Annotated in this window: 24 protein-coding genes; 9 read left to right on the plus strand and 15 right to left on the minus strand. The window is 62.3% G+C overall.

Annotation, left to right across the window (positions count from 1 at the left end):
• Nucleotides 1-83 precede the first annotated feature (83 nt).
• Entirely contained in the window at nucleotides 84-614 is a 531-nt protein-coding gene (locus NT26_RS14320) for a DUF992 domain-containing protein (RefSeq protein WP_052639647.1), read from the minus strand.
• 123 nt (nucleotides 615-737) lie between these two features.
• Nucleotides 738-1,730: a UDP-glucose 4-epimerase GalE gene (gene galE / locus NT26_RS14325; protein ID WP_052639649.1), complete on the minus strand. Its 993-nt coding sequence runs from the start codon at nucleotides 1,728-1,730 to the stop codon at nucleotides 738-740.
• A 266-nt stretch (nucleotides 1,731-1,996) separates the two neighbouring features.
• Between galE and NT26_RS14330 the strand changes: the two genes are divergently transcribed.
• From NT26_RS14330 to NT26_RS14340, 3 genes are read left to right on the plus strand one after another with little or no spacing between them, the layout of a single operon-like run.
• Nucleotides 1,997-2,989 (plus strand): TRAP transporter substrate-binding protein, encoded by a 993-nt coding sequence (locus tag NT26_RS14330; protein ID WP_052639652.1) that lies wholly within the window; start codon nucleotides 1,997-1,999, stop codon nucleotides 2,987-2,989.
• 1 nt (nucleotide 2,990) lies between these two features.
• Complete coding sequence (locus NT26_RS14335; protein WP_197570687.1) at nucleotides 2,991-3,563, plus strand: TRAP transporter small permease; 573 nt, start codon at nucleotides 2,991-2,993, stop codon at nucleotides 3,561-3,563.
• A 46-nt stretch (nucleotides 3,564-3,609) separates the two neighbouring features.
• Entirely contained in the window at nucleotides 3,610-4,893 is a 1,284-nt protein-coding gene (locus NT26_RS14340) for a TRAP transporter large permease (RefSeq protein WP_052639654.1), read from the plus strand.
• Here the strand turns inward: NT26_RS14340 and NT26_RS14345 are convergent.
• Together NT26_RS14345 and NT26_RS14350 are read right to left on the minus strand one after the other, a co-directional pair.
• On the minus strand, nucleotides 4,890-5,471 hold the full coding sequence (locus tag NT26_RS14345; protein ID WP_052639656.1) for a UbiX family flavin prenyltransferase: 582 nt from the start codon (nucleotides 5,469-5,471) through the stop codon (nucleotides 4,890-4,892). The genes NT26_RS14340 and NT26_RS14345 overlap by 4 nt on opposite strands.
• A complete protein-coding gene (locus NT26_RS14350) occupies nucleotides 5,468-6,973 on the minus strand; it encodes a UbiD family decarboxylase (protein ID WP_052639658.1) in 1,506 nt (501 codons plus the stop codon). The genes NT26_RS14345 and NT26_RS14350 overlap by 4 nt, the downstream gene beginning before the upstream one ends.
• A gap of 95 nt (nucleotides 6,974-7,068) precedes the next feature.
• On the opposite strand from NT26_RS14350, the gene ubiT reads away from it, so the two are divergent.
• The 4 genes from ubiT to NT26_RS14370 all read left to right on the plus strand — a co-directional run bounded on the left by ubiT (nucleotide 7,069) and on the right by NT26_RS14370 (nucleotide 10,492).
• Nucleotides 7,069-7,578 carry a ubiquinone anaerobic biosynthesis accessory factor UbiT gene (gene ubiT / locus NT26_RS14355; RefSeq protein ID WP_052639660.1) on the plus strand — a complete coding sequence of 170 codons (510 nt, stop codon included), beginning with the start codon at nucleotides 7,069-7,071 and terminating at the stop codon, nucleotides 7,576-7,578.
• Nucleotides 7,569-8,546 (plus strand): ubiquinone anaerobic biosynthesis protein UbiU, encoded by a 978-nt coding sequence (gene ubiU, locus NT26_RS14360; RefSeq protein WP_052639662.1) that lies wholly within the window; start codon nucleotides 7,569-7,571, stop codon nucleotides 8,544-8,546. The genes ubiT and ubiU overlap by 10 nt, the downstream gene beginning before the upstream one ends.
• A 5-nt stretch (nucleotides 8,547-8,551) precedes the next feature.
• Entirely contained in the window at nucleotides 8,552-9,484 is a 933-nt protein-coding gene (ubiV, locus tag NT26_RS14365; RefSeq protein WP_425287713.1) for a ubiquinone anaerobic biosynthesis protein UbiV, read from the plus strand.
• Nucleotides 9,485-9,838: 354 nt separating this feature from the next.
• Nucleotides 9,839-10,492, plus strand: a complete 654-nt coding sequence (locus NT26_RS14370) for a TerC family protein (protein ID WP_052639664.1) — start codon at nucleotides 9,839-9,841, stop codon at nucleotides 10,490-10,492.
• Nucleotides 10,493-10,563: 71 nt separating this feature from the next.
• Here the strand turns inward: NT26_RS14370 and NT26_RS14375 are convergent, their stop codons facing one another.
• The 6 genes from NT26_RS14375 to NT26_RS14400 all read right to left on the minus strand — a co-directional run bounded on the left by NT26_RS14375 (nucleotide 10,564) and on the right by NT26_RS14400 (nucleotide 16,678).
• Nucleotides 10,564-12,015 carry an aldehyde dehydrogenase gene (locus NT26_RS14375; RefSeq protein WP_052642209.1) on the minus strand — a complete coding sequence of 484 codons (1,452 nt, stop codon included), beginning with the start codon at nucleotides 12,013-12,015 and terminating at the stop codon, nucleotides 10,564-10,566.
• Nucleotides 12,016-12,050: 35 nt separating this feature from the next.
• Nucleotides 12,051-12,764, minus strand: a complete 714-nt coding sequence (locus tag NT26_RS14380) for an ABC transporter ATP-binding protein (protein WP_052639666.1) — start codon at nucleotides 12,762-12,764, stop codon at nucleotides 12,051-12,053.
• Nucleotides 12,757-13,485, minus strand: coding sequence for an ABC transporter ATP-binding protein (locus tag NT26_RS14385; protein WP_052639669.1), 729 nt, complete (start codon nucleotides 13,483-13,485; stop codon nucleotides 12,757-12,759). The genes NT26_RS14380 and NT26_RS14385 overlap by 8 nt, the downstream gene beginning before the upstream one ends.
• Nucleotides 13,482-14,438, minus strand: a complete 957-nt coding sequence (locus NT26_RS14390; protein ID WP_052639671.1) for a branched-chain amino acid ABC transporter permease — start codon at nucleotides 14,436-14,438, stop codon at nucleotides 13,482-13,484. The genes NT26_RS14385 and NT26_RS14390 overlap by 4 nt, the downstream gene beginning before the upstream one ends.
• Nucleotides 14,435-15,307: a branched-chain amino acid ABC transporter permease gene (locus NT26_RS14395; protein WP_052639673.1), complete on the minus strand. Its 873-nt coding sequence runs from the start codon at nucleotides 15,305-15,307 to the stop codon at nucleotides 14,435-14,437. The genes NT26_RS14390 and NT26_RS14395 overlap by 4 nt, the downstream gene beginning before the upstream one ends.
• Nucleotides 15,308-15,451: 144 nt before the next feature.
• On the minus strand, nucleotides 15,452-16,678 hold the full coding sequence (locus tag NT26_RS14400) for an amino acid ABC transporter substrate-binding protein (protein ID WP_052639675.1): 1,227 nt from the start codon (nucleotides 16,676-16,678) through the stop codon (nucleotides 15,452-15,454).
• Between the two features lie 159 nt (nucleotides 16,679-16,837).
• Here NT26_RS14400 and NT26_RS14405 point away from each other — a divergent pair, with 159 nt between their 5' ends.
• Both NT26_RS14405 and ppsA read left to right on the plus strand, forming a co-directional pair.
• A complete protein-coding gene (locus NT26_RS14405; RefSeq protein ID WP_152335791.1) occupies nucleotides 16,838-17,731 on the plus strand; it encodes a helix-turn-helix domain-containing protein in 894 nt (297 codons plus the stop codon).
• 117 nt (nucleotides 17,732-17,848) lie between these two features.
• Complete coding sequence (gene ppsA / locus NT26_RS14410) at nucleotides 17,849-20,245, plus strand: phosphoenolpyruvate synthase (protein ID WP_052639679.1); 2,397 nt, start codon at nucleotides 17,849-17,851, stop codon at nucleotides 20,243-20,245.
• A gap of 62 nt (nucleotides 20,246-20,307) precedes the next feature.
• Here the strand turns inward: ppsA and NT26_RS14415 are convergent, their stop codons facing one another.
• From NT26_RS14415 to NT26_RS14435, 5 genes are all read right to left on the minus strand, one after another.
• Complete coding sequence (locus NT26_RS14415; protein ID WP_052639681.1) at nucleotides 20,308-21,291, minus strand: zinc-dependent alcohol dehydrogenase family protein; 984 nt, start codon at nucleotides 21,289-21,291, stop codon at nucleotides 20,308-20,310.
• 149 nt (nucleotides 21,292-21,440) lie between these two features.
• On the minus strand, nucleotides 21,441-22,211 hold the full coding sequence (locus NT26_RS14420; protein ID WP_052639683.1) for a carbon-nitrogen hydrolase family protein: 771 nt from the start codon (nucleotides 22,209-22,211) through the stop codon (nucleotides 21,441-21,443).
• Entirely contained in the window at nucleotides 22,208-23,002 is a 795-nt protein-coding gene (locus NT26_RS14425; RefSeq protein WP_425287714.1) for an ABC transporter permease, read from the minus strand. Before NT26_RS14425 ends, NT26_RS14420 begins: the two co-directional genes overlap by 4 nt.
• Nucleotides 23,002-23,856, minus strand: a complete 855-nt coding sequence (locus tag NT26_RS14430) for an ABC transporter permease (RefSeq protein ID WP_052639688.1) — start codon at nucleotides 23,854-23,856, stop codon at nucleotides 23,002-23,004. Before NT26_RS14430 ends, NT26_RS14425 begins: the two co-directional genes overlap by 1 nt.
• On the minus strand, nucleotides 23,853-24,887 hold the full coding sequence (locus NT26_RS14435) for an ABC transporter ATP-binding protein (protein ID WP_052639690.1): 1,035 nt from the start codon (nucleotides 24,885-24,887) through the stop codon (nucleotides 23,853-23,855). The genes NT26_RS14430 and NT26_RS14435 overlap by 4 nt, the downstream gene beginning before the upstream one ends.
• Nucleotides 24,888-24,910 lie beyond the last annotated feature (23 nt).

Raw genomic sequence — 24,910 nt, forward strand, 5'->3', positions numbered from 1 at the left:
GTGGGCCAGCGCAGGTTCGTGATGCGACATGAAAAAGGCCCTCGACTGGAGGGCCTTTTTCATGTTTCAGACAGGTTCGACGCTCAACCCACCGGCGTGAGGGTCATGGAAGTGCCCGTAGCAGCGATATTCAGACCCAGTTGACCGTGGACGCTGACTGTCTGCAGGTGGATGGAGCCGGACGTACCGCCGACGAGGATGTTGGCACCGACGCCAGCCCCAACGGTCGCCTCAGCCGTAGCGCCCTGGTACAGGCCACCGAGCGAACCGGCATGGTAGCCCGCGGTGGGCGCAAAAACGGCCCAGACCAGCTTGCCGCGGGTCGTGAAGCCAAGATCTATCCCCATCTTGCGGATGTTGCCGGCATATTCATCCCGGCGGCTGCCGTCGGTGGAGGTGAAAACGCAGCCGACTTCCTTCGCAGAGCCAAGGACATATCCCACTCCCCCTCCGATATCGCAGGTGAGGTAGCCGATTTTTACCCCGTTGCGGGCATCCTCCTGTTGATAAACCGGCGCCGGCTCAGAATAGCGAACGGCATCAGCAGCAATGGCTCCCGATACGCCTGAACCTGCGACAGCGGCAGCGAGTACGGACGCAAAAATTCTTCTCATCATAGGTCTCCTTGGAAACGCCCCCGCAGGTGACCTGAAGGCCCCTGCACCGTTTTCAGGAGAGAGAACGAAAACGTCGCGAAAATGATCCAGGCCGCGAATGACGGTTTGTTACCCTTTGTTTCAGCCGCCATCGCCATGATTGGTGCGGGAATGCCAGTGCCAGGCGGAGCGGATGATCTCCTCGAGGCTGAACCGAGGCTGCCATCCAAGCACCTCCATTGCCTTCGCATTGTCTGCGACGAGCGACGTGGAATCGCCGTCGCGACGGCCCACATATTCGACAGGGAAGGGTCGACCCGAAACAGCGGAAATGGCCGCCAGCAACTCCTTCACCGTCGTTCCGGTACCGGTTCCCAGGTTCATCTCGACGGTCTCTCCCCCCTCCAGAAGATAGTCGACGGCCCGGACATGTGCGTCCGCCAGGTCAAGGACATGGATGTAATCGCGTACGCACGTGCCGTCGCGCGTGTCATAGTCGCTGCCGAAGACCTTGAAACCATCTCGGCGGCCAAGTGCTGCTTCGATTGCCAACGGGATGGCGTGCGTCTCCGGGCTATGCCACTCGCCGATCCGCCCCTCGGGATCCGCCCCGGCGGCATTGAAATAGCGCAGCATGACGGAGCGCAGCCCCTTATAGGTACCGAAGTCCTTAAGGGCCTGCTCTATGATCCATTTGGTCCGGCCATAGGGATTGATGGGGACCTGCCGGTGGGTCTCGTCCATCGGCACCTGATCGGGGAGTCCGTACGTCGCACAGGTCGAGGAAAACACGAACGCGTCGACACCCGCCGACATGGCCGCCGACAACAGGGTCAGAGCGCCCACGACATTGTTTTCGTAGAAGGCGACCGGATCTTTGACGGATTCGCCTACTTCGATCAGTGCTGCGAAATGAAGAACCGCGTCAGGGCGATGGGTCGCAAAAACCTCGTCCAGCCGTTTCCGGTCGCGGATATCCCCCTCCTCGAGCGGCCCCCAGCGAACGAACTCCGAATGGCCGTTGGAGAGGTTATCGAAGACGATGGGCTGGTAACCCCGCTCAGCCAGAACGAGGCAGGTGTGCGAGCCGATATATCCCGCTCCCCCGACTACCAGGACTTTCTTCTGCGTCATACGCCCTCGCCACACCAACGATTGGAACGGCGGCAATATAGACGGCACAGAATAGATTGAAACAAGCGAGACATAGTAAGGTTACCGGCGTGGCGGGAAGGTGGTGCAGCTCCCTCGGAGCCCCGGCCGGACAATGTCGAAAAACAGCTCCTTCGACGTGGGAAGCGTACTCCTCGGGTTGTCTGACAGCTTGACCCTGCTATGGTTTTCGCGGATGGACGGACGGGAACTCTGCACATGCGGGTCTCGTAGTAGGAGGAACACTCATGAACATGTTTATCGGGCGCCTCGCCGCCCTTGGCCTTGCTGCATCCACTCTTTGGACCGGTGGCGCTTTTGCCCAGACTACCGAAGTCAAGATCGCCTACGCTCTGGCGCGGGAATCCCACTACGGCGCTGCTGCCGATGGTTGGGACAAATATGTTACCGAAACCAGCGGCGGCCGATTCACCTTCACGCATTTCCCCTCCTCCGCCCAGGGCGGCGAGCGTGAAGTCATCGAAGGGCTGCAGCTCGGAACCGGCGTTCAGGCCGTTGTGGTCTCGTCCGGCGCTCTCTCCAACTTCGTGCCAGAGATCGGTGTCACGGACATCCCCTTCCTGTTCCGCGACCTCGGCCATGCGCGTGCAGTCCTCGACGGGCCGATCGGCCAGGATATCCTCTCGAAGTTCGCGGACCGGCAGCTGATCGCACTCGCCTGGGGCGAACAGGGCTTCCGCCACATCACCAATAATCGCCAGCCGATCGAGAAGCCGGAAGATCTTGCCGGCCTGAAGATCCGCACGATGGAAAACCCGGTTCACATCACCGCCTTCGCGACGGCCGGTGCCGCTCCGACGCCTATGTCCTGGCCAGAAGTCATTCCCGCCCTGCAGCAAGGCGCCATCGATGGGCAGGAAAACCCTCTGTCGGTGATTGTCTCCGCCAAGCTATGGGAAGTGCAGAAGTACCTGACCGTTTCCGGCCACGTCTACTCTCCCGCCATGCTGATCGTCTCGCCGACCTTCTGGGACAGTCTCTCGGACGAGGACAAGAAGATCTTCGCGGATGGCGCTCTCAAGGGCAAGGAAGCCATGCGCGCCTTCGTCGATGATTCGGAGAAGAACGGCGTTGAAACTGCCAAGCAGGCGGGAATGCAGGTCAACGAACTGAGCGACGAGCAGAAGGCGCAGTTCCAGCAGGCAATCCAGGCGGCCTACGAGCAGTACTACGAGACCTTCACCAAGGAACTGATCGACCAGATCATTGCAACGAAGTGAAATGACATTGAAGCGTCCCGCCGAACGGCGGGGCGCCACTTCGACGGGGGCCTCTGAAATGCTGGCACGCAAGGCCGAAACTATCTTCATCGAAGCCAATAGATGGGCGCTGATCGCGATCCTCTCGCTGATGGCCGTTCTGGTCTTCACCAATGTCTGCCTTCGCTACTTCACCAACCACTCCATCACATGGTCGGACGAGGTCTCCCGCCATCTGATGATCTGGCTCACCTTCATCGGCGCCGGCCTTACACTCCGCCACGGCGGCCTCGTCGCGATCGACAATCTGCAGGCGGTGCTGGGTGGGCGCCAGGCACGGGCGCTCCGCGCGCTGGTCGCAGCGATCATGATCATTTTCTTCCTGACGATGATCTGGGCCGGAAAGATCTACGTGGAGCGGACAATGTTTCAGACGACGCCCTCCACGAGGATTCCGTTCGGCTACATCTACCTCGCCATGCCCATCGGCTTCGGCCTGCTCATCATCCACTTCCTGCTGGTCCTGAGGACTTATCTTGCGGGCGGAATGGGCGCTCTCCAACAGAGCGACGACGCCCCGCCGGTTGCAGGATAATGGTGACCGCCGCCCCTCACGATCCAGCCGAAAACACTGAAACCCGATGATCATCATCCTTTTTGCCTCGTTCTTCATCCTTCTGGCTTTGGGCGTTCCTGTCGCCTTCACGCTCGCGATCGCCACCTGGCTGGCAGTCGTGCTCGGCAGCAGCTATCCGCAGATCGTGGTGATCAAGGAGATGTTCACGGGCGTAGACAGCTTTCCTCTCCTGGCCGTACCGTTCTTCATCCTGGCTGCCGAACTCATGACAGGCGGCGCGCTCACCCACCACCTGCTGCGGCTGGCATCCCAGTTCGTCGGCAGGGCACGGGGTGGCCTGGGCTACGCAAGCATCATCTCGACCACGCTTTTCGCCGGGATTTCCGGCTCCGCGCTCGCCGCCGCCGCCGGCCCCGGAGCAATGTCGATCCGCATGATGGAGAAGAGCGGTTACGACAAGCGGTATGCCTCCGCGCTTGCGGCAGCGGTCGCCGTGGTCGACCCGATCATCCCTCCCTCCATCACCATGATCATCTATGCACTTCAGGATCAGCGGGTGTCGGTGGGCGGCCTTTTCCTGGCGGGCGTAGTGCCTGGCCTCGTCATCTCTGCGGCGATGTGCGTCGTGAACTTCTATGTCTCTCGCAAGCGGAACTATCGCTCGCTGGACATCAGGCCAAGCCTCAAGGAGATGGTGGCAAATACGCTCTACGCGGTACCCGCGCTCGCACTCATCGTCATCGTCGTCGGCGGCATCCGTTTCGGCTGGTTCACGCCCACCGAGGCTTCCGTGATCGCGGTCTTCTACGCACTCTTCTGCGGTTTGTTCATCTACCGTTCGCTGAAGGTGAAGGACCTTCCCGAGATCATCTTCCGCTCTGCCATGGTGACCGTCGGCATACTGCTGATCCTGGCCTCCGCGCGTGCCTTCGCCTGGGTGCTGATCATCGAGGGCGTTCCGCAATTCCTTGCCGACACCATCATTGGCTGGGACCTCAGCCCGATCGTCTTCCTCCTCGCGGTCAACGTGCTGCTGCTGATCTTCGGCATGTTCATGGACCCGCTGCCCGGGGTGATGATCCTTGTCCCGATCCTCGCGCCGATTGCCTTCCAGCTTGGCGTAGACCCGATACAGTTCGCCATGATCGTGATCCTCAACCTCACGGTCGGCCTCATCACGCCGCCGGTGGGTGCCCTGCTCTTCGTGGTTTCGTCCGTCGTCAAGATCAGGGTCAGCGAGATCACCCGGGAAATCTCCCCCTTCCTCATCGCTTATGTGGTGGTGCTGCTCCTGGTGACGTTCGTACCGGCCCTTTCGACATGGCTGCCGAGGCTGGCTGGATTCTAGGGCAAGTCCGGGTTCCACTCCCGTGACCGCGAGCCGATCGGCAGGTGCAACTGGTCGATCGCCCGCGCGGCCACATGATCGACGATCTCGTCGACTGTGATTGGCCGGTGGTAGAAGGCCGGAACCGGCGGCATGATGACGCCGCCCATTTCGGTCACGGCACACATGTTGCGGAGATGCCCGAGATGCAGCGGCGTCTCCCGCGCCAGCAGGACCAGCTTGCGCCGCTCCTTCAAATGGACGTCAGCTGCACGCAGCAGGAGATTGTCTGAAACGCCTGTCGCAATAGCGGCGAGCGTCCGCATGGAACAGGGCGCAATGATCATGCCATCCGTGTGGAAGGAACCGCTGGCAATCGCCGCGCCGATGTCGTCGCGGCGATAGAGCCGTCCGGCAAGCTGCCGGATCTGGTCGAGCGCGTCCGCGCCGGCCTCGTGCAACAGCGTCTCTTCGGCTGCGGATGAGATCACCACGTGGCTTTCGACCGATCCCGTTTCCGCCAGCAGGCGCAGGATCCTGAGCGGGATGAAAGCCCCGGATGCCCCCGAAATGCCGATCACGATCCTGAGGGCGCTCATCGCCGCTGCTCCAGGCCGAGATCTGCCCAAAGGGCATCGACCTTCGATACGACATCCGGCGACATCGACAGCACCCGCCCCCATTCGCGATCGGTCTCCGGCGGAAGCTTGTTGGTCGCGTCGAGCCCGAGCTTTGCGCCAAGCCCCGGCTGGGGCGACGCGAAGTCGAGATAGTCGATCGGCGTGTCGCGGATGAGCAGCAGGTCACGGCCGGCATCGAACCGGGTGGATAGCGCCCACAGGACATCGGCCCAATTGCGGACATTGATGTCGGGATCGACGGTGATGATCAGCTTCGTATAGCTGAACTGCGGCAGCATCGACCAGAGCCCCATCATGATCCGCCTCGCCTGCCCCGGATAGCGCTTGTCGATCGACACGACCATCGCGCGATAGGAGCAGGCCTCCGGTGGCATCCACAGGTCGGTGATCTCGGGGAACTGCCGCTTGGCGAGAGGCAGGAAGAGTTCCAGCATGGCCTCTCCCAGAACGGACGGCTCGTCCGGCGGTCGTCCGGTAAAGGTTGAGAGGTAGACGGGCTTTCGTCGGCTGGTGATCGCAGACAATCGCATGACCGGAAACGGCTCGACCGAGTTGTAGTAACCCGTATGGTCGCCATAAGGCCCTTCATCGGCAATCTCGGTCGCCGACACCGTACCTTCCAGAAGGATCTCTGCGTTTGCCGGGACTGGGAGCGGCACGGTAAGCGCCGGGGCGACAGCGGTTCGCCGTTTCCTAAGGACGCCCGAGAAGGCAAGCTCGCTCATGCCCTCGGGCAGAGGCATGACAGCGGCAAGAAGCAGGGCAGGATCGGCGCCGATGACCACAGCCACCGGCATATCCTCCCCGCGTTTCTGCCACAGGCGATGGTGACCCGCGCCTCCTCGATGCGCGAGCCAGCGCATGACCAACCGGTTCTTGCCGAGCACCTGCATCCGGTAGATGCCAACATTGATATCGCTCGGATCATCGGGACTGCGCGTAATCACCAGTGGCCAGCTCACGAGCGGCGCCGGCTCTCCCGGCCAGCACCACTGGATCGGGAGCCTTGAAAGATCCATCTCCTCGCCCCGCCAAACGACTTCCTGACATGGTGGGTTGATGGTCCGGTTGGAGCGCATCGCAAGCGCAGCGGTCAGCAACGGGGCGCTGTTCATCACGTCGCGGATCGACCTCGGCGGCTCCGGGTGACGCAGCCTGGCAAGCAACTCGGCCAGTCCGCCAATCCCGCCTCCGGCAAGCCCAAGTCCCCATTCGATACGTTCCCGCGTCCCGAAGAGGTTTGCCAGCAGCGGAATGTTGGAGGGGCGCCCGTCTGCATGGACCGGGTTCTCGAACAGAAGGGCAGGCCCTCCCGCGTTCAGGACCCGGCGATGGATTTCAGTCGCCTCATGAACGAGACTGACCGGCTGCGTGATCCGCGTCAGCCGTCCACGTCGTTCGAGCTCCCCCACGAAATGCTGAAGCGATTCATAGCTGCGCGGCGGCGTGCATGTGTCCATGCGCTGTCTGTCGCGGGCAAAAACCGAGCTGTCTTTGCTCTAGCGCAAGTCGGTCCGCCGAATCCGGACTAGGTTCCCCCATCTCTAGGATTCAAATGATGAAAATCCCTTCCTACCTGTCGATCCCGATCCAGTATGTGCCGGTCCCTATCCTCGAAAGAGCGACGCGGACGGTCTTTCGGAAAGTCCTCGCCGAGCATCCGGATCTCTTCCAGCGGCTTGGCCCCTATCGGCAGAAGCGGTTCGCATTCCGGCCGACCGATCTGCCCGTCGCATTTATCGTCAACCCATCGCTCCCGTCCCTCTCCGTCATCCGGAAGACGGAGAATGCCGCTGCCGACTGCACCATCGAAGCTACGATCATCCACCTGCTGGCGCTTCTGGAGGGGCGGTGCGATGCCGATGCTCTGTTCTTCGCCCGCGAGATCACCGTCACGGGCGATATGGAAGCAATGCTCGCGCTTCGAAATGCGTTAGACGACAGCCTGATCGACCTGCCGACAGAGATCGGCAAGCTGGCAGGACCTTTCGGCTCGCTGCTCAGACGGGCCGCTTACGAGATACGGGAGCGAGTTCTTCCACGGGAGCAACAGAGATGGAACTGATTTGTCCGGCAGGCACTCCAGCCGCCTTTCGTGAGGCCGTGGATGCCGGTGCCGATGCGGTTTATTGCGGCTTTGCCGACGAGACCAATGCCCGCAACTTCCCCGGCTTGAACTTCAGTCGCGAGGAACTGGCCAGATCCATCTCCTACGCACGGCAGAAGGGGGTTCGAACCCTGGTGGCGCTCAATACCTTCATGCGAGCGGGAAGCGAAACGCTCTGGTACACGAGGGCCGCCGACGCGGTCGCGGTCGGTGCGGATGCGCTGATCGTGGCTGATTTCGGCCTGATGGCGCATGTGGCAGAACATCATCCTGAGCAGCGCCTGCATGCATCCGTGCAGGCCTCCGCGTCGAATGTCGATGCCATCAACTTCCTGGTCACGGCATTCGGCGTGAAGCGGGTCGTCCTGCCGCGAACCCTGACCATCGCCGACATCGCCCGGATCGCCCGCAAGATCGACTGTGAGGTGGAGGTCTTTGTCTTCGGCGGGCTGTGCGTCATGGCTGAAGGCCGCTGCTCCCTCTCCTCCTATGCCACCGGCAAGTCGCCGAATATGAACGGTGTCTGCTCGCCCGCGACACATGTGCGATACCGTGAAGACAAGGGCGAGCTCGTCTCCGAACTGGGCGACTACACGATAAACCGGTTCCCCCCCGGAGAGGCGGCAGGCTATCCGACCCTGTGCAAGGGCCGTTTCGAAGTGGCCGACAGTCATGGCTATGCCTTCGAGGACCCTGTCTCCCTGGACATCATGGATCACGTCGACGCCCTGCGGGAGGCAGGGGTCAGCGCGCTCAAGGTGGAAGGCCGCCAGCGCGGCAAAGCGTACGTTGCGGAGGTCGTCGGGACCTTGAGGCGCGCACTCGCGGCCCAGGGGACCGAGCGCCAGGCGCTCCTCAGCCGCCTGCGCCATCTGAGCGAAGGACAGAAGACCACCTCCGGCGCCTACGAGAAAAGATGGAGATGAAGTGCATGCCTGCAGCCGCCAGCCTGACCCTCGGACCCGTGCTCTATCTCTGGGACGGCCCCAAATGGCGCGACTTCTATTTCCGCATCGCCGACGAGGCGGACGTCAGTCGCGTGGTAATAGGCGAGACCGTCTGCTCCAAGCGGCTGCACTTTACCGAGCCATACATCGCCGATGTCGTTGAGAGACTGGCAGCGGCGGGAAAGGAGATCGTGTTCTCGACGCTTGCCATGGTGACGCTGGAGCGGGAAAGCCAGCATGTGCGCAATCTGATCGAGGCGACGACGAACCTGGTGGAGGCGAGCGACCTGTCCGCCCTGGGTCTGCTGAACGGCAGCGAGCACGTAATCGGCCCCCTCATCAATGTCTACAACGCGGCGACGGCAAGGCTTCTGGCGTCTCGCGGTGCGCGAACCATCTGCCTGCCGCCGGAACTGCCAATGGCGTCCATCTCGGCGATTGCCTCAGACGCAAGGGAAGTGGACTATGAAGTCTTCGCCTTCGGGCGGATGCCCCTTGCGATTTCCGCCCGCTGCGCCCACGCAAGGTCCAAGGGACACATCAAGGACAACTGCCAGTTCGTCTGCGGCGAAGAGCCGGATGGTCTTCCCGTCCGGACACTCGACCGACAATCCTTCCTGGTCCTGAACGGCGTCCAGACCATGTCCCACACCTGCCAGATGCTTGCCACGGAGCTGCCGGCGTTGCGCGAGGCGGGCGTTTCGCGCTTCCGCCTGTCGCCGCAGGACTGTGACATGGTGGCGATTGCGGAGGTGTTCGCTGATCTTCTGGCGGATCGCATCGCGGCGGAAGAGGCTGTGGAACGGGTCGGCCTCGTCTATCCGGAGGTTCCCCTCTCGAATGGCTTTCTTCACGCTCGCGAAGGCGCGGCCTGGGTAGCGCGAGCACGCAACACCACCGCCCAAGCCGCGCATTAGCAGTCTCACACGCAGCTTCTGTTCCTTCTAGCAAATGCGAGCGGAGACGAACTGGGAGAGACACCCATCCGCCCTTTCCTTTCTGGCCTTTTGCCACAGGTACTTTCCATCCCACCAATCGGGAGGACGCTTGAGTTTCTGCAGCGATAGGAATAGGTGTGGCACTACCAGGCCGGGCCCCTCTGGCAGCCATTGGCTGTGATGTCGGACTGGAAAAATTTCGATCAGGGTGTCCCGGTTTTGATCAGATAGCGGCCGTCGACGATCTAGCTTGCTCCTCGCACCAACCGGTGCGGCGGACGACGGATCAATGATGCCGTGTCCGGGCTCCCGCAGAAAAGGACAGGGTGCAAAATGGGCGAAATGTTTTCGCAGGAAGTGCTGACCGCCTTCATTCAGGTCATCATGATTGACCTAGTGCTGGCTGGGGACAATGCCATCGTTATCGGACTCGCCGCCGCCGGGCTTCCGAAGGAACAGCGTAACAAGGCGATCCTAATCGGCATCATCGCCGCCACGGTGCTTCGCATCGTCTTTGCCGCGGCGACGACGCAATTGCTGCAGATTGTCGGACTGCTGCTGGCAGGTGGCGTTCTGCTTCTCTGGGTATGCTGGAAGATGTGGCGCGAACTGCGCACCACACATGCCGAGGAAACCGACGCGACGGAGGCGCTTGAGGATCAGGATCTTAATGCCGACGGCACGGTTGCGGGCACCGTACCCCGCAAGACATTTGCACAAGCCGCCTGGCAGATCGTCATTGCCGACGTCTCCATGTCGCTCGACAACGTTCTGGCTGTGGCCGGTGCCGCGCGCGAGCACCCGACCGTTCTGGTCTTCGGCCTGGCCCTGTCCATCGCGCTGATGGGCCTTGCCGCAAGCTTCATCGCTCGTCTGCTGCACAAGCACCGCTGGATTGCCTATGTGGGCCTCGCGGTAATCCTCTATGTCGCTCTGGAGATGATCTGGCGCGGCTTCAACGAAGTGTCGCCCTACGTAGGGCTCTGACCGGAACCCGGCTAATGGAAAACGGCGCAGCCATTGCTGCGCCGTTTTTCTTTGTGGTCGGAATGGACGCCTTAGATGGGATAATGGATATGCCCGTCCTGTACCGTCAGCCAGCGAAGCTCCGTGAACTCGGCAATACCGGCCTTGCCCCCAAAGCGCCCGTAGCCGGAATCCTTGACGCCGCCGAAGGGCATCTGCGCCTCGTCGTGCACCGTCGGCCCGTTGACATGGCAGATGCCGGATTCGATGCGGCGCGCCACGCTCATGGCACGATTGACGTCGCGACCGAACACCGCCGCAGATAACCCGTATTCCGTGTCATTGGCAATCCGGACCGCCTCGTCGATCGAGCCCACTCGCACGACCGAGGCGACGGGCCCGAAGCTCTCTTCCGAATAGATACGCATCGCCGGTGTAACCCGGTCGAGAAGCGTCGCATCCATCAGCGTCCCTTCGCAGCCACCACCGGCGGCGAGTACGGCGCCCTTGGAAACGGCATCCTTTACCAAGGCCTCGACGCGCTGTGCGGCCTTCAGATCCACCAGCGAACCGAGGGGTGAATCGCTGCGACGCGGATCGCCTGCCTTGAGCGTGCGAACCTTGGCCGCCATGGCTTCAACGAATTCGTCAGCGATCTTCTCGTCGACGACCAGGCGCTCCGTCGACATGCAGATCTGCCCCTGGTTCATGTAAGCGCCGAACGCGGCTGCGGCGACCGCCTCTCCGACGTCTGCATCGTCCAGAACCACGAGTGGCGCCTTTCCGCCGAGCTCCAGCAGGGCTGGCTTCAGGTGCCGCGCTGCGGTTTCGGCGATGATCTTCCCGACACGCGTGGAGCCGGTGAAGTTGATCCTCCGGACTGCCGGATGCGCAATGAGCGCCTCAACGATCTTGCCTGCATCTTCCGGTGCGTTGGAAATGGCATTGAGCACACCTTCCGGAAGCCCCGCCTCATGAAGTGCATCGACGATCAGGCGATGGGTGCGCGGGCAGATTTCGGAGGTTTTCATGACGACCGTGTTGCCGCAGGCGAGCGGCATTGCGATCGACCGTACACCGAGGATGACCGGTGCGTTCCAGGGTGCCATGGACAGGACGACGCCTGCCGGCTGCCGCACAGCCATTGCGAGGCTGCCCGGCCGGTTCGACGGGATCACCTCTCCGGCGATCTGCGTGGTCATCGACGCCGCTTCCCGCAGCATGTCGGCTGCAAGTCCGACGTTGAACATCGCCCAGCCCGCCGTGGCCCCGGTTTCTTCGGCCATTGCGGAGACGAATTCCTGCGCCTTCTCCTGCAGCCGGTCGGCGGCCGCCATGAGTAGCTTCCGGCGCTGGCCCGGGCCAGTAGCCGCCCAGGCAGGAAACGCCTTCGCCGCCGCATTGGCGGCCTGTCGAGCCTCGTCGACGGACGCTGCGGCCACCTTTGACGCCACCTCGCCTGTTATCGGGTTCATGCGCTCGAAATAGCGCCCATCGGCGGCTTCCATTTCGATGTTATCGATCTTCAGTCCCAGGATGCTCATGCAGTTCTCCACTATCCTCGCATTGTTGAGGTCGATCATGCGGCGCTGCCAAGAAATGCACGCTGCACAGCTAGGTCGTTCATCAGGTTTGCGGCCGTGTCCTCGCCGGTGATCCGGCCGGCCTCCGCCAGATAGCCTCGGTCTGCGATCGAAAGGCTCATCTTGACGTTCTGTTCCACGATCAGAAGCGCCAGGCCCCGCTCGCGTATACGTCCGAGGCTACGGAACAGGTCGCCGACTACGACCGGTGCAAGTCCGAGGCTCGGCTCATCGAGCATCAGCAGTTCCGGCTTCGACATCAGTGCCCGTCCGATCGCCACCATCTGCTGTTCACCGCCGGACATGGTGTTTACATACTGGCGCCGGCGCTCCAGCAGCTTTGGAAACAGCTCGTAGACGAAGGCACGATTCTCGTTCGCATGGGCTCGAGCCCTCTTGGCATAGGCTCCGAGCGCGAGGTTCTCCTCGACGGTGAGGTCGCCGAACACCCCTCTGCCCTCCGGCACCAAAGCTATGCCGGCCTCCAGGACCTCGTGCGCCGGAAGTGCATGGATTCGCCGACCCCCGAACACAATTGATGCTCCGCTGTCTGCCGGTGTCATACCGGCGATCGCCTTCAAGAGCGATGACTTGCCCGCGCCGTTCGCTCCCAGGATGACCACAGTCTCGCCTTTGCCCACCGAGATCGATATCCGGTCGAGCGCAAGGTGCTGGCCATAGTGCAAGGACAGGTCCCCTATCTCAAGCATGATCATCTCCCAGATAGGCGCGCACGACCTCCGGATCTCGCAATACTTCGTCGGTGGGCCCGTCAGCAATCTTGCGGCCGGCATTCATCACGACACAGCGCCCGCACAATGCCCGGATGGCATCCATGACATGTTCCACCAGCAGGATCGTCATGCCGCGCTGCTCAAGCGACTGGATCAGATCTATTCCGGTTCGCAATTCAGTCGGATTGAGGCCCGCCAACCACTCGTCGAGCAGGAGAAGATCGGGCTCGGCAGCGAGCGCCCGCGCAAGCTCCATCCGTTTCTGGTCGATATAGGTCAGGTCGCTGGCCTTCTCGCCGGCACGCTCGGCAAGCCCGACTTCCTCCAGATGGTGCAGGGCGCGCTCGCGGGCTTCCTCGCCCCACAGCCTCTGCTTGCCGAAGGCGAGCGCGGTCTGAACGTTTTCTGAAACTGTCAACGATGGAAGGGCGCGGACCAGCTGGAACGTCCGGGCTACCCCCTTTGGCGCAATCCGATGGGGTGCAAGTCCCTGGATCGGCTCGCCCTTCAACGCGATCACTCCTTGCGTCGGGGCAAAGAAGCCGGAAATCATGTTCATCACGGTTGTCTTGCCCGAGCCATTTGGTCCGAGCAGACCGACCACTTCGCCTGCCGCCAGCGAAAAGCTCAGCTCGTTGACGGCGGTCAGTCCGCCGAAGCGCTTGGTTATGCCGGACAGGGCCAGGATCTCGGTCATTGTACGGCCTCCACTCCAGCGGCGGGTCGCTTGGCGGACGTCCGACGGGAAGTCAGGTTCTCGACTGCCGCCAGCACACCCTTCGGCAGCACAAATACGATGGCGATGAAGATCAGGCCGAGGATGATGGGATAATGGTTCGGAAAATTGGCCGAGAGCCATTCGAACAGCAGGAAGAGCGGGATAGCACCCAGCAACGGGCCCCAGAGCCGGTCCGCACCACCGAGCAGGGCCATGATCAGCGTCAGGAACGACGTGGTCGGATTGAAGACGATGCTGGGCTCGATATAGGTCCAGCGCGGCGCCTGGATTGCACCGACAAGGGTGATGATGATGGCGCTGATGGAGAACAGCGCGAGCTTCACGCCGGCGATGTTGATGCCGCAATGGCTTGCCACCACCTCATCGTCGCCGATCACCTTGAGAGCCAACCCCAGCCGGCTGCGGCCGATCGCCCAGGAGAACAGGAGCGTTGCAGCCGCAAGCGCCAGCAATTGCCAATAGATGCCTTCGGGCGTGACCGGCAGGAAGATATAGCGGCCTAGCGTGCCGGTGATGTTGACCTCGTACCAGGTGACGAGCTGCCGAACGAGTTCTGCCAGGCCAAAGCTGAAGATGACGAAGTAGACGCCGGCGAGCCGGAGCGTCGCAAGCCCCACGACAAGCGCAACGGCCAGGCCCACAAGGCCGGCGGCCACGAGGACGAGGATATAGGGCAGCACTTCACTGAGCACGCTGACGGTATAGGCACCGATCCCGAAGAAGGCGACGGTGGCGAGCGACACGTAGCGCGTCGGACCCGAGAACAGGCCCCAGGCGGTGGCGAGCACCACGTAGCCAGTCATGCCAATCATCAGCGTGACGGCGTACTCGCCGGCAAAGAAAGGCACACTGGCAAGCGCGGCGAGCAGCGCCAGGAAGAAGACGGCGGAGGCGAGGGTCTTCAGGGTCATCGCGAGGATCTCCCGAACAGGCCGGCCGGACGCCAGAGCAGCACGGCCAGGAAGATGAGGTATGTGGCGGCAAGCGTAAGGCCGGGATCGAGGTAGGAGGCGACAAAGGTCTCGACCAGTCCGAGGATCAGCCCTGCAGAGAGCGCTCCGAGGATGTTGCCGACGCCCCCCATGATCACCACCACCAGTGCCTTCATGGTGAAGACAACGCCGGCGGTGGCCGTGAAGGTCTGATAGGTGGAGACGACGACGCCACCTGCCGCCGCCAGGCTGCAGCCAATTGCAAAGGCGAAGCGCGCGGCTCGATTGACGTCTATGCCGACGAGCGGAGCCGATTTCGGCGCCACCGCGACAGCCCGCAACGCCGTGCCCCAGAGGGTGCGCGTGAGAAGGAGGTACAGCCCGCCGCCGATGACAATTGCAAGGGCAAGCGCAAGCAGCCGGTTGGCGGCAACCACGGCACCAAACACGTCGACACCGACATTCAGATAATTGTAGCTGGTATAGTTGGAACCGAAGACGACCAGCATCACCCCCTGGATCACGAACAGCAGCCCAAAGGTGGCCAGGATGGAATCGATTTCGAGGCTCTCCCGACTAGCGGAGCGCAAGACGAGCGGCCTCAGCATCAGGCCGTAGATCACGTGGCCGAAGGCGAACCCGATCGGCACCGCAATCAGCAAGCCGAGTACGGGGTCGATCCCCCACTGTCCGTAAAGAACATAGGCCAGGAACGCGGCAGCGATGATCGTCTCGCCATAGGCAAGGTTCATGATCCTCGCGATGCCGTACTGGATCGTCAGTCCCATCGCGATCAGCGCGTAGGTCCCTCCAAGCACCAGTCCGGAGATAAGGGTCGTGGTGAGCACTGCCTGCTCCTTCTTATGGGCCAGATCCCGGCAAGTATGTGCCGTGGGATATCATCCCGGATGTCAGCAAAAGCGGGTGTCGAAATCTGTCCTCTCCCCAGAGGGGAGAGGTCTTTCTGTAGACAGGCTTTGCGCCGTAGCGGCCTACTTCTTCCAGGCGGGCCGCGGGATCATCGGCTCTGCAGCACCCGGACGATCGGATGGCGCGATGGCGACGAACTGTCCGTCTTGCCACTGGCCGGCCCACCAAAGGTCACGAAGCTGGTTGTCTTCGAGCTTGGTCTCGCCGAGTACCGTCTCGAAGGTGCCGGAAGCGATTTCTTCAGCGACTGCCTCGCGATCGAGGCCCTTGCGCTTGATGGCTTCCTGCAGGATTTCCAGCGAGGCATAGGTGATCACGCTGGCCCAGTAGTCCGGAGCCTTGCCTGTCGCGGCCTCATGGCGCTTGCGGTAGTCCGCGATCTTCTCGCTGGTGCCGTCAATGCCACCGATCCCCATGATGCCGTTGATGGCGTCGCCATTGTTCTTGGCATAGATCGGAAACGCCGTGCCAACACCGAAATAGAGGACCTTCGGGTTGAAGTCGGCCACCTGCGCCTGCTGCGTCAGGGCGAAGGTTTCGGGCGGATAGGAGAAGGCCACGAAAGTATCCGCTCCGCTCGCCTTTGCTTCGTTGATCATTGGCGTGAAGTCGGTCGTGCCCACCGGGTAGGTCTTGTCGTAGACGACTTCGAGACCGGCCTCCTGGAACGACGGACGAGCAGCGTTGACCAGATCGATACCGAAGCCGTCGGCGATCGAGATCATCGCGACCTTCTTGTTGATCGTGCCCTTGTCCGCCGAGTCGGTCAGGACCTTCGCCAGCGCGTTGGTGTAATCGTGGCCGCCGCCGAGCATCCAGAAGCTCTTCTTCCAGCGTTCGGCGAACTCGGGCGCCTTGTCCGTCACCGAAGTGGCGGCCAGATGCGGATAGCCGTAGCGGTCGAGCAACGGTGCTGCCGCCAGATTGTAGCCGGTGCTCCACGGCGGCAGGATGAAGTCGACCTCGTCCTGGGTCGCAAGGCGCTGGAGCGCCCGCACGAGTTCCTCTGCAGAGGAACGATCGTCGTACTCGACGACTTCGATCGGCAGCCGCTTGCCATCCGGCATTTCCAGCCCACCTGCGTCGTTCACTTCCTTGACCCAGAGCTGGTAGTTGGGCAGCGTCGTGATGCCGGTACCGCCGGCGTTCGGCCCGGTAAGCGAGAGCGCGTAGCCAATCTTGACCGACGCGGGCTCCTGCGCAGTGGCGACCGCGCCCATACCAAATGCCAGCGTCGAGACGGCCAAAGCCGTCGTGCGCAGGATCTGCCTGCGTAGCAAATTCTTCATGGATTCCTCCCTTGGACCCGCTCCACCGGGCCGTCATGATCAACCCGACCGCGGTTCTCCGCGGGTCGGCTCGACCTCATAAAGGTAACAGGTCCTGCAGAAGGCAGAATAGACTTTTACAGGACATACTGGTACTTTTCACGGAAACGGGACTACAACGTGAGAGCTACTCTTAGAGGATCGGCCGCGGCGAGACCGGCGGCACCTTCCGATCCCATCGAAGCCCGCCTCTTCCAGGGTGGCCTTGCCGGTATGGAATGGACCTTCCGCGGCCGGCGGAGCCGCATCTTCGTTCTTCAAGCCGGCAGCGGTTCGCTCACATTTGCAGAGCAGGACGTGGCCGTCGCCGGACCCGCCATCGTCTGGATACCTGCCGACGCAAATGGATCGATCTTGTTCGAGGCCGGCGCTGAGGGTGGAACACTTGCCATTCCCGACGTCCTTCTCGGGTCGGCCATGCCCGTGGGAGCAATTTTCTCGCAGGTCCGCGATGCAATCACCCGCCCGATCCTCGGCGCGCGGTTGGCGACCGTGGACGCCAGGCAGCTGCTCTCCACGATCGCTGCCATCGATCAGGAACTGCGTCTGGATGTGCCGGGCGCGCAGGAAGCTGTTCGCCACCATCTTGCCCTTCTGCTCCTGCAGGTCTGGCGCCTCTCGAAGCCATCCGCCGAGCAGGCGCAGCCCTCGCCGCGCATGATCCTTCGCGGCTTCGTTCATCTTGTCGAACTTCACGCGCGTGAACACTGGTCGCTTGCTGAATATGCGAACACGTTGGGTGTCACGGCGGACCGTCTCAACACGGCCGTCCGTCGGGCAACCGGGCGGACGCCCATGGAGCTGATTCACAGCAGACTTGTAGCGGAGGCGGCGATGCTTCTGGACGGAAGCGCCATGCAGATCGCCGAAATCGCCAATGTGCTCGGCTTCAAGGACCCTGCCTATTTCAGTCGTTTCTTCAAGCGAGTGGCTGGACATTCTCCGAAAGCACACCGTCAGGATGCTGCCATGAAGCGAACGGCGCAGGAGATCAATTTCGCCGCCTGGCCTTGATAGGAAGGATGATCCGATCTTGACACGGATCAAGGTTGAGCGGCTGCCCTCAGACTACCGTCTCCCTCATTGAAGGTGGCCGCACGCGGCCCGCACCGTAATTCCTGGAGGTCAGCAATGAGCGTTACCGAAGCTCCCGTGGTGTGGTTCGAGGAACTCAGGAGGATCGACGTCGCCAAGGTTGGGGGCAAGAACTCGTCCCTTGGGGAGATGATCCAGACGCTCGGGCAGAGGGGCGTGGATGTTCCGCCCGGCTTCGCCACCACCGCCGACGCCTACTGGAATTACGTCGACGAGAATGGCATCCGCGACGCAATGGCCGCGCTGATTGCGGATTGGACGACAGGCAAAGCCAGCCTTGCGGAAACAGGAGCGGCAGTCCGCAAGCTCTTCCTGCGCGGCGACTGGCCGAAGGAGACTGCGGACGCAATCATCGCCGCCTATCGCGAATTGTCGGAACGGGCAGGTCGTACCGATGCCAGTGTTGCCGTCCGATCGAGCGCGACAGCCGAGGACCTGCCCGACGCAAGCTTTGCCGGACAGCAGGAAACCTTTCTCAATGTCGCGGGCGAAAAGGCGCTGCTCGACGCGTGCCGACGCTGCTTCGCCTCGTTGTTTACCGACCGCGCCATCTCCTATCGCCAGGCCAAGGGCTTCGACCACATGAAGGTTGCTCTGTCGATCGGCGTGCAGCAGATGGTCCGCTCCGACATCGGTGGATCCGGCGTCATGTTCTCGATCGACACCGAAACCGGGTTCGACAAGGTGGTCCTCATCAACGCGGCCTGGGGTCTCGGCGAAAACGTCGTGCAGGGCGCGGTCGATCCGGATGAATACCAGGTCTTCAAGCCGCTCCTCGACCAGCCGTCGCTAACGCCGATCATCGCGAAGAAGAAGGGCGCAAAGGCCATCAAGATGATTTACGGCAACGCCGATCAGCCGACGCGCAACGTGCCGACGTCCAGGGCAGAGCGGGAGGCCTTCGTGCTCGCCGATGAGGAAATCCTGACGCTTGCCCGTTGGGCCGCCACCATCGAGCAGCACTATGGTTGCGCGATGGACATGGAATGGGCGCGCGACGGGGAGACTGGGCGCCTCTACATCGTCCAGGCCCGCCCAGAAACCGTACAGTCCAACCGCGAAGCTGCGGTCTTCAAGGCCTACCACATCAAGAGCAAGGGAAAGCAGCTTGTCAGCGGCCTCTCCATCGGCGATGCCATCGTCTCTGGTCAGGTCTGCCTGATCGAGACCGCCAAGGACATCGACCAGTTTGTCGACGGATCGATCCTCGTCACCTCCACGACGGACCCCGACTGGGTGCCCATCATGAAGCGTGCGGCAGCCATTGTCACAGACCACGGCGGACGCACCTCCCACGCCGCCATCGTGAGCCGCGAACTTGGACTTCCAGCTGTTGTGGGAACCGGAGACGCGACGCGCCTCCTGCACACCGGCCAGCAGATTACCGTCTCCTGCGCCGAGGGCGACGAAGGCATGATCTACGAGGGCGTCGCCGAATACGACATCGAAACGCTCAACATGGACGACGTTCCGGCGACAGAGACAAAGGTCATGCTGAACCTCGCCAATCCCGGGGCGGCCTTCCGCTGGTGGAAGCTACCGGCGGACGGAGTTGGCCTTGCGCGCATGGAGTTCGTCATCAGCAACGCCATCCGCATCCATCCCATGGCGCTTGTCCACTTCGATCGCCTCAGGGATGAGGCCGCCAAAGAGGAAATCGCCGCGCTGACCGCCGCCTACGACGACAAGTCGGAGTATTTCGTCGACCAGTTGTCCGAGGGTCTGGCTCGAATTGCAGCGGCGCTCTACCCGAAGCCGGTAATCGTCAGGATGAGCGACTTCAAGACCAACGAATATGCAGGCCTTGTCGGTGGCGCGGAATTCGAGCCGAAGGAGGAAAATCCGATGATCGGCTTCCGTGGTGCATCCCGCTACTACTCGCCCCGCTATCGCGAGGGCTTCGCGCTGGAGTGCCGGGCAATCCGGAAGCTCCGCAGCGAACTCGGCTTCAAGAATGTCGTCGTCATGATCCCCTTCTGCCGTTCCGTCTCGGAGGCGGAGAAAGTACTGGAGGTGATGGCAGAAAACGGATTGAAGCGGGGTGAGAACGGGCTGCAGGTCTACGTGATGTGCGAAATCCCCTCCAACGTCATCCTCGCAAAGCAGTTCGCGCAGCATTTCGACGGCTTCTCGATCGGTTCGAACGACCTCACCCAGCTCACCCTGGGGGTGGACAGGGACTCCGGCGAGCTTGCGGACCTGTTCGACGAACAGGACGAGGCGGTGAAGTGGATGATCCGCAGCGTCATCACCGAGGCCGGAAAGGCTGGCGCTAAGATCGGCATCTGCGGCCAGGCACCGAGCGACCATCCGGAGTTCGCGAAGTTCCTCGTGGACTGCGGCATCGACAGCATCTCCGTCAGCCCGGACAGCTTCGTCGCTGTGAAGAAGAAGGTCGCAGAGGCGGAAGGACGCCGCTCAGCAGCCGCCTGAGGCAGGTCGGTTCCGAGGGGCGCACTGGCGTGCGCACCTCACGATGAGGGCGCGGCTTCTGCTCAGGGCACCAGCACCGCCGCACCGGACAGCCGGCCCGAGCGCAGGTCATCCAGCGCGGCGTTCGCCTCGGCCAGAGGGTAACGCACAGTGTGGGCTCTCACCCCTGCCGCCAGGGCAATCGGGAAGAATTCCTCCGCATCCTTTCGGGTAAGGTTCGCGACCGAGCAGATGCTTCGCTCCCCCCAAAGAAACGAATAGGGCATGCTTGGAATGTCGCTCATGTGGATCCCCCCACAAACGACACGGCCGCCCTTCCTCACCACCTTCAGGGCCTCGGGCACCAGGTCCCCAACGGGCGCGAACAGGATTGCCGCATCAAGAAGCTCTGGTGGCTTGTCGCCGGAAGCACCGGCCCAGCGGACGCCGAGGCTTCTGGCGAAATCCTGCGCCTGCACGTCGCCTAGCTTGCTGAAGGCGAAGACTTCGCGTCCCCGCCAACGGCAGATCTGGGCGATGATATGCGCAGCTGCTCCGAACCCGTAGAGGCCGATCCGCCTCCCTTCACCGGCCTTCTTTAGCGATCGCCAGCCGATGAGGCCCGCACAGAGAAGCGGCGCGAGGGACACCGGATCCCCATCCTCGGCAAGTTCGAATGCATAATCCTGATCCGCGACCACATGGGTAGCGAAGCCTCCGTCGCGGGTATAGCCGGTGAACAGCGGCTCGTCGCAGAGGTTTTCCTGCCCGTTCGTGCAATAACTGCAGTGTCCGCAGGTGTGGCCAAGCCAGGGTACCCCGACACGACGGCCGATCCTTTCTTGGGAAACACCCTCACCGACCGCCTCGACGCGACCCACGATTTCATGTCCCGGAACGAGCGGCAACTTCGGACTGGACAAGTCGCCGTCCACGACATGGAGATCAGTGCGACAGACGGCACAGGCCTCGACCCGGACGAGAATCTCGCCTGCTCCCGGCAGCGGGTCTTGCCGTTCCAGAAGCACCAGCGGCTGCCCAATTTCGTGCAATACCATCGCGCGCATGATGCGATCCTCCCTACTAGGTCGGAGTATAGCACCATGAAGAACGACAACGTCGACATGGCACGAGGCCGCTGAAGCGATCAGCGCCGATCGCGAACGATCCAGCGGCGCGTCACGAGGCGGACGACCGCAGATCCCACCGACAGCAACTAGCGCAGATCCCTCAGATAGGTATTCTCTGCGCGCGACTGGTCGAAGGCGGAGGTAACGATTTCGGCGAAGAAGAGCGCCTCCTCATCCGCAGGCGCCTCCGCCAGAAGGCTGCCGTCAGGCGCTGCGATATGGGATCGGCCCGCATAGGCGAAATTCCGGTCCGCACCGCAGTGGTTGATATAGGCGACGAAGACCTGGTTCTCGAAGGCCCTGACCCGGATCATGTGCTCGGCAATGAAGCTGCCCGACCAGCCGATGGGAAGAGCCGTCGGTACCACCACCAGATCGACACCCGCCTTCGCCAGCCGGCGGACGTTCTCTGGAAACTCGACGTCGTAGCAGATCAGCATGCCGACGCGCATGCCGTCGACATCGGCCAGGATGGCGCGAGGTTCTTCCACGGAGAACCAGCGCCGCTCATACGGACCGTAAAGGTGCGACTTGCGATAGACGGCGAACTCCCCGGAGCCGTCGGTGAGTACTGCGCTGTTGTAGATGGCATCACCATCGGACTCGGCAAAACCGGCAACGATCGTGAGCCCGGTGCGGGCTGCCATCTCCGACAGGCGCGCCATCGTTGGTGACTGTGCCGATACCGCGGTTTCGACAAGCGCCTCAGCAGCGCCATATCCGTTGATCGCAAGTTCCGGCGCGATCAGCAGCCTCGCACCCTCTTCTGCAGCGCGTGCAGCAGCCCTGGCGATCTTGTCGAGATTGGCTTCGACGTCGCCCGTCATCGACTGCATCTGGTAACCGGCGATCTTCATCGGTCACTCGTCATTGCGCCGAGCAGCTTCGGAAGGTCGCCAAATCTGGCGATTGCACCGAACACAAGCGCTGCGATCGCCAGGAAGAAGACGGTTACCGAGGCCATGGTGGGCGTATAGCCGTAGCGCAAGGCGTTGAAGATCTTGATGGGCAGGGTTTCCATAGTGAAGCCAACCGTCATGTAGGCGACGATATACTCGTTGAGCGACAGGACGAAGGCGAAGGCATAGCCGGACACCATATAGGGCAGGATCAGCGGGAAAATGACCGTGCGGAAGATCGTCCGGTCGTCTGCTCCCATGGTCGCGGCGGCCTCGACGAGGGACCGGTCGATCGCCGAAAAGCCGAGCGACAGCGTGACGAGCGGCAGCGTCACGAAGAAGATTGCGTGGCTGATGACGGCGGTCCACGGCTGGCCGTAGAACCCGCTGGTTGCCCAGAAGGTCAGGAGACCAAGTGCGGTTATGACGGGCGGCAGGGTGAACGGAGCAACCCCGAGCAGCTGGAAGATGTTGGCCCACGGCGCCACCCGACGCCACAGAAACCACGCAAGCGGCAGCGCTACGAGCAGCGCAAGTGCGGCTGAGGTGGCCGCGAGCGTCAGGGAGGCGAGAAGCGCGCTTCTCCACTCGTCATTTGCGAAGATCTCTCCATACCACGACAGGGAAAATCCCTGTGGCGGAAAGGCCAGGGTCTGCTTCTCATTGATCGAGACGCCTGCCACGACGATCAGTGGCAGTGCCAGAAACAGGCCGACGGCAAGGAAGAAGAAGCGTCGCAGGGCCGTCATCACGCCACCTCCTTTTGCCGTCCAGCGTAGAAGGCAAGACCGACCAGCGCGAGCGAGACGAGCACCAGGAAGACTGCCATGGCTGCGGCAAACGGCATGTTCGACTGGTAGATCGCCTGATCGGTAATGAGCACCGAAAGCGTCCAGTGCTGCGGCCTGCCGAGCAGTTGCGGCAGCAGGTAGGAACCGAGCGCGAAGATGAACACCATGATCAATGTCGCGAGGATGGTGTTGCGAAGCGCCGGCACCACGACGGAGAAGAAGGCCCTGACAGGCGAGGCTCCCAGGGTCCGGGCAGCTTCCGTGAGCGTCGGATCAAGCCTGACAAGGGCCGGGTAGAGGACGAGAACCGTATAGGGCAGCGCCTGGTAGGTCATCGCAGTCATCACCGCGCCGAAGCTTGGCGTGAGCGCCTGCGGGCCTTCCATGAGGCCGAGCATGACGAGCAGGTTGGTAAGCCCTGCCGTCCGGGACAGGAGCGTCGACCATGCAAAGCCGATCATCACCTCCGAGAGGGAAAGGATGGAGAGGAGGACCACGAGCCACCAGATCTGCATGCGCCTCGAAGCGCAGGAGAGGAGATAGGTGAAGGGCACGCCAATGGCGACACATGCGGCCGCAACCGCCATGGCGAGGAAAAGCGAGAAACCGAGGACCTTGCCGAAGAACAGGCTGAGAAAGCGTCCGTAATTGTCGAGGACGAAGGCCGGTTCGTAGAAGCCGCCCTGCTGCCGTTCGAAGAAGGAGACAGCAATCATGGTGGCGAAGGGAATGACGAAGAAGACGATCAGCATCCCTGCCGGAAAGACGAGCGGCCCGTAGTCGGCCAGGCGCTGCGGTGCCTCCCGCCTCATCGCGCCAGCACCACGCTCGTCTCTGGATCGAAGCGCAGGCCGACCGTTTGGCCGACGGTGACATCGGGCCGCGAGCGGGGGGCGGATACGGCGACGATCTGCTGCCCGCCCGCCTCGATGAAGGTTTCGACGCTCCCGCCGAGGTCACGGACGAAGGTGACCTTTCCGGCCAGACTGCTTTCCGCTGGCGGGACGATCTGCACATCCTCCGGCCGGACGGAGATGGTGCCGCTTCTCGTGGTGCCGAGCGTGAGGCCTGCGACGGAGGAACCGAAGACGGATGCCTCTCCCTTGCCGTCGGTGGTGAATGGAATGAGGTTCGTGGAGCCGATGAAGTCGGCGACGAAGGAATCGGCCGGCCGACGATAGATGTCGACAGGCGCTGCTGCCTGGCGGATTTCACCGCCGTTCATGACCACGACGGTATCGGCCATGGTCATCGCCTCGCGCTGGTCATGCGTCACGACGATCGTGGTGATGCCGAGACGCTGCTGCAACTGACGCAGTTCAACCTGCATGGCCTCGCGCAGTTTCGCATCGAGTGCGGATAGCGGTTCATCGAGCAGGAAGAGCTTTGGCGAGATGGCCAGGGCGCGGGCGATCGCAATCCGCTGACGCTGGCCGCCGGAGAGTTTGTTGACGGAGCGGTCGGAAAAACCAGGCAGATGGATCATCGACAGAAGCTCGTCGACCCGCTTCTTCTGCTCGTCCTTTGAAGCGCCACGGATACGCAGAGCGTAGGCGATGTTCTCACCGACGGTCAGGTGCGGGAACAGCGCCAGCGATTGGAAGACCATGCCGAGATTGCGCTTGTGGGTCGGGACGCGCGTGATGTCTTCGCCGCCCAAGGTGATCGAGCCTTCCGTCGGGAGGTCCAAGCCAGCGACCATTCGCATCAACGTGGTCTTGCCGCAGCCGGATGGACCGAGGAGGCAGACGAAGGTCCCGTCCGGAACCGAAAGGCTGACATTGTTCACGGCTTTGAACGTGCCGAACTCTTTCGTCACATGGCTAAGGGTCAGTCCGGACATCTGCTCTACGCTCGGCTTTAAAG

The organism is Pseudorhizobium banfieldiae, from assembly GCF_000967425.1.
GTDB classification, from domain to species: Bacteria; Pseudomonadota; Alphaproteobacteria; order Rhizobiales; family Rhizobiaceae; genus Neorhizobium; species Neorhizobium banfieldiae.